The sequence below is a fragment of the Acidimicrobiia bacterium genome (assembly GCA_035948415.1).
Lineage (GTDB): Bacteria > Actinomycetota > Acidimicrobiia > IMCC26256 > PALSA-555 > PALSA-555.
Genome location: DASZJD010000114.1, coordinates 1 through 4,757 on the forward strand (window position 1 = coordinate 1; position 4,757 = coordinate 4,757).

Sequence of the window (4,757 nt, forward strand, 5' to 3'; positions counted from 1 at the left end):
TGGGCGCCGACTGGTACGAGCGGGGCGGCGTGTTCGCGGGCACCAACCTCAACAAGCGGGATGTGACGCTGGACCTCACCACCGCCGAAGGCCGGGCGCTGCTGCGGCCGCTCCTCGAGCGGGCCGACGTGCTCCTCGAGAACTTCTCGGCCCGGGTGGTCGAGCAGTTCGACCTCGGCTACGAGCAGGTCCGCGCCCTGAAGCCGGACATCGTCATGGTGCGCATGCCGGGGTTCGGGCTCGTCGGACCGTGGCGCGACTATGTGGGCTGGGCCATGGTGATCGAGCAGGCCACGGGCATGGCCAGCGTGACCGGCCCGGCGGCGCGGCCGATGCACCCGGGCGGGCTCGCCGACCCCGTCATCGGGATGCACGCCGCCGTCGCCGTGCAGGCCGCGCTCCGACACCGGGAGCGCACCGGCGCCGGGCAGCTCATCGAGGTCGCCCAGCTCGAGACCGGCGCCAACCTGACCGCGGAGCTCGTCCTCGAGTGGTCGGCGCGCCGGCGCGTCGTGCCGCGGCTCGCCAACCGCGACCCGCACGTCGCGCCCCAGGGCGTGTACCCGTGCCCGGCGGGGGAGCGAGGCCCGGAGTGGGTGGCGATCACCGTCGCCGACGACGACCAGTGGGACGCCTTCGCCGCCACGCTCGAGCGGCCCGACTGGCGCGCCGACGCCGCCCTGGCCGACGCCGCCGGCCGGCGCGGCCGGCAAGCCGAGCTCGACGCTGCCGTCGCGGCGTGGACCGAGGCCCGGCCGGTCGGCGAGACCGTCGCCGCGCTCACCGGCGCGGGCGTACCCGCGGCCCGGGTGCTCACGGTGCCGTGGATGTTCGATGACCCGCAGCTCGCCGCCCGCGGCTACTACGTCGCCCTCGACCACCCGCGCACGGGTCGCCGGCGCTACCCCGGCTGGCCGATGCGCTTCTCCTTCTCCGACGTCCAGCAGCGCTTCGGCGCCCCGACCCTCGGCCAGCACAACGCCGCCGTCCTCGGCGGCGAGCTCGGCCGCTCCGCCGACGAGCTGGCGGCGCTGGCCCGCGCCGGGGTCATCGGCGACCGGCTGGCCACGTGAGCGCCGGTGGCAGGCTCACGCCGCCGCCGGTAGATTGAAACGCGTTCTATGTTTCTCGGGTACACCGACGAGCAGCGGGCCCTGCGCAAAGAGCTCCGCGAGTACTTCGCCGCCCTGCTGACCCCGGAGGTGCGCGCCGAGCTCGGCCACGCCGGCGAGGGCAACCCGCAGTTCCGCGCCCTGGTCCGGCGCCTCGGCGCCGACGGCTGGCTCGGGCTCGGCTGGCCGAAGCAGTACGGCGGGCAGGGCCGCGACGCCATCGACCAGTTCATCCTCTTCGACGAGGTGCAGCGGGCCGGCGCCCCGTTCCCGTTCGTGACCGTCAACACCGTCGGGCCGACGCTCATGGCCTTCGGCACCGAGGAGCAGAAGCACCACTACCTGCCGGGGATCCTGAGCGGCGACATCAACTTCGCCATCGGGTACACCGAGCCGGAGGCCGGCACGGACCTCGCCTCGCTCCGCACCCGTGCCGTCCGTGACGGCGACGAGTGGCGCATCAACGGCAACAAGGTGTTCACGAGCGGCGCCAACCAGGCGGACTATGTCTGGCTGGCCTGCCGCACGGACCCCGAGGCGCCGAAGCACAAGGGCATCTCGATCATCATCGTGTCAACCGACTCGGCCGGGTTCTCGTGCACGCCCATCGTCACCGTCGGGAGCAACGTCACCCAGGCCACCTACTACGACGACGTGCGGGTCCCGGCGGGGAACCTCGTCGGCGAGGTGAACGGCGGCTGGCGCCTGATCACGAACCAGCTGAACCATGAGCGCGTGGGCCTCGCCGCGCTCGGCGGCCTCACGCACCGCCTCTACGACGACGTCGTCGACTGGTGCCGGACCACCGATTCCGGCGAGGGGCTCGGGCGCACCATGCTCGACGTGCCGTGGGTGCAGCTGGACCTCGCTCGCGCCCACGCGCGGCTCGAGGCGATGAAGCTCCTGAACTGGCGCATGGCCGCGGCGGTGGCCGCCGACCGGCTCACGCCGAGCGACGCGTCGGCGGCGAAGATCTACGGGGTCGAGACCCAGGTCGAGGCCTGCCGGCTCTTCCTCGGCATCCTCGGCCCCGTCGGCTACCTGCGCGAGGGCTCACCCGGCGCGGCCCTGCACGGGGAGGTCGAGCGCGCCGCCCGCGCCGCGCAGATCAACACCTTCGGCGGCGGGGTGCTCGAGGTGCTCCGCGAGATGGTGGCCAGCGCCGGTCTCGGCATGGCCCGCCGGGCCCGGTAGGAGGCGGCGTGACGACGACCGACACCGACGAGCGGGCGGCCTTCCTCGCCCGGCTGCGCGCCTACGAGGGCCTCGAGGTCGGCGTCGAGGTGGGCGCCGACGCGGTGAACCAGCCGATGATCCGCCACTGGGTGGAGGCGATCGGCGACGAGAACCCCGTCTACGTCGACCCCGACGCGGCCGCCGCCTCGGTCCACGGCCAGGTGATCGCGCCGGCGGTGATGCTCCAGGCCTGGGTGATGCGCGGCCTCCGCGGCCGGCCGACGGCCGGCGGGTCACCCCGCGACGACCTGCTGCAGCTGCTCGACGACGCCGGCTTCTCCTCGGTCGTCGCCACGAACTGCGAGCAGGAGTACGACCGGATGCTCCACCCCGGCGACCACCTGCGCACCCGAACCGTCATCGACTCGATCTCGGAGGAGAAGCGGACCGGCCTCGGCGTCGGGCACTTCGTCACCACCCGAGTCGAGTACGAGACGCTTTCGGGGGAGCCGGTCGGGCGCATGCTGTTCCGCATCCTGAAGTTCAAGCCCGGCACCGGTCGCCCGGCGCCGGCGGACGACGGGCCGGCCGCGAAGCCCCGCCGACCCCGCCCCGCGATCACGCCCGACAACGCCTTCTGGTTCGAGGGCGCGAAGCAGCACCGCCTCCTCATCCAGCGGTGCGACCCCTGCGGCGCGCTGCGCCACCCGCCCGAGCCGCGGTGCGCGGCGTGCGGCTCCTACGAGTGGCACGCCCAGGAGGCGAGCGGGCGCGGCACCGTGTACAGCTTCGTCGTGAACCACTACCCGCAGGTCCCGGCCTTCGACTACCCGCTCCCGGTGGGCCTCGTCGCGCTCGAGGAGGGAACCCGGCTCGTGGCCGACCTCGTCGGCTGCGACCCGTCGGCGATCACGATCGGCATGCCCGTCGTCGTCGAGTGGCAGGACCTCGATCCCGACCTCACGCTGCCGGCCTTCAAGCCGGCGCCGTAGGCGGCGGCGTGGACTTCACCCTGAACGAGGAGCAAGCGGCGGCGGGCGAGCTGGCGGAGCAGGTCTTCCAGGGCTCGGTCACCCCCGAGCGCGTGAAGGCGGTCGAGGCCACCGACGAGCGCGTCGACCGGAACCTGTGGCGCGCGCTCGCCGACGCCGGCCTGCTCGGCCTGTGCCTGCCCGAGGACGTCGGCGGCAGCGGCCTCGGCGCCCTCGAGCTCTGCCTGGTGCTCGAGCAGCAGGGCCGAGTCGTGGCCCCGGTGCCGCTCTGGGCGACGCTGGCGCTCGGCGCGCTGCCGATCGCGGAGTGGGGGACCGCCGAGCAGCGCCAGGCCTGGCTGCCCGGCGTGGCGCGTGGGGACACCCTCCTCACCGCCGCGCTCGCCGACCGGGGCACGAACGACCCGCGACGTCCCTCGGTCCGGGCCCGCCCCGACGCCGCCGGCTGGCGGCTGGACGGGCTGAAGCTGGCCGTGCCGGCCGCGCACGTCGCGGCGCGGGTCCTCGTCCCCGCCCGCACCCCCGACGGGGTGGCGGTGTTCCTCGTGGACCCGCGAGGACCCGGCGCCGGGCTGGACCGGGCCGTCACCACCAACCGAGAGGTCCACCCGCACCTCCAGCTCGACGGCGCCCCCGGCGAGCCGCTCGGCGCGCTGGACACCGGCGCCCGCGCCCTGTCGTGGATGGTGGAGCGGGCGCTGCTCGGCCTCTGCGCCCTCCAGCTCGGGGTGTGCGAGGCGGCGGTGCGGCTCGCCGCCGACTACACGTCGACGCGGGTCCAGTTCGGCCGGCCCCTCGCCGCGTTCCAGGGCGTGGCGCTCCACGCCGCCGACGGCTACATCCTGACCGAGGCCATCCGGGTCACGATGCTCCAGGCCGCGTGGCGGATCGACGCCGGCTGGGAGGCCACGAGCGAGGTGCTGGTGGCCAAGTGGTGGGCGTCGGACGCCGGCCAGCGGGTCGTGCACATCGCCCAGCACCTGCACGGCGGGATGGGCGCCGACGTCGACTACCCCGTCCACCGCTACTTCCTCTGGGGGAAGCAGATCGAGGACACGCTCGGCGGGGCCAGCGCCCAGCTGGCCCGCCTCGGCGAGACCCTCGCAGGAGCCGCCCGATGACCGCCACCACCTCGTTGCACGCCGGCGACGTGAGCGTCGGGGACGAGCTGCCACCCCTCGACATCCCACTGACCCGAACCCTCATCGTCGCCACCGCGATCGCGTCCCGCGACTACCAGGACGTCCACCACGACCCCGGCTTGGCCCAGGAGCGGGGCTCGAAGGACATCTTCATGAACATCTTGTCGACGAACGGGTTCGTGGGGCGCTTCGTCACCGACTGGGCCGGGCCCGACGCCGTGCTCCGCTCGGTGAAGATCCGGCTCGGGGCGCCGAACTACCCGGGCGACACGATGGCGATGACGGGCACGGTCACGAAGAAGGACGGCGCCGTCGTCGAGGTCGCGCTCCGCGGC

At 74.2% G+C, this 4,757-nt stretch carries 5 protein-coding genes; all 5 read left to right on the plus strand.

Annotated elements, in window-relative coordinates:
• Positions 1-1,073, plus strand: a 1,073-nt coding sequence (locus tag VG869_15660; protein ID HEV3452620.1) for a CoA transferase, incomplete at its 5' end; no start/stop codon positions are given.
• A gap of 48 nt (positions 1,074-1,121) precedes the next feature.
• Positions 1,122-2,306, plus strand: coding sequence for an acyl-CoA dehydrogenase family protein (locus VG869_15665; GenBank protein ID HEV3452621.1), 1,185 nt, complete (start codon positions 1,122-1,124; stop codon positions 2,304-2,306).
• Positions 2,307-2,314: 8 nt separating this feature from the next.
• Entirely contained in the window at positions 2,315-3,280 is a 966-nt protein-coding gene (locus VG869_15670; GenBank protein HEV3452622.1) for an OB-fold domain-containing protein, read from the plus strand.
• A gap of 8 nt (positions 3,281-3,288) precedes the next feature.
• Positions 3,289-4,401, plus strand: a complete 1,113-nt coding sequence (locus VG869_15675) for an acyl-CoA dehydrogenase family protein (protein ID HEV3452623.1) — start codon at positions 3,289-3,291, stop codon at positions 4,399-4,401.
• On the plus strand, positions 4,398-4,757 hold a 360-nt coding region (locus tag VG869_15680; protein HEV3452624.1), incomplete at its 3' end, for a MaoC/PaaZ C-terminal domain-containing protein. The genes VG869_15675 and VG869_15680, both read left to right, overlap by 4 nt.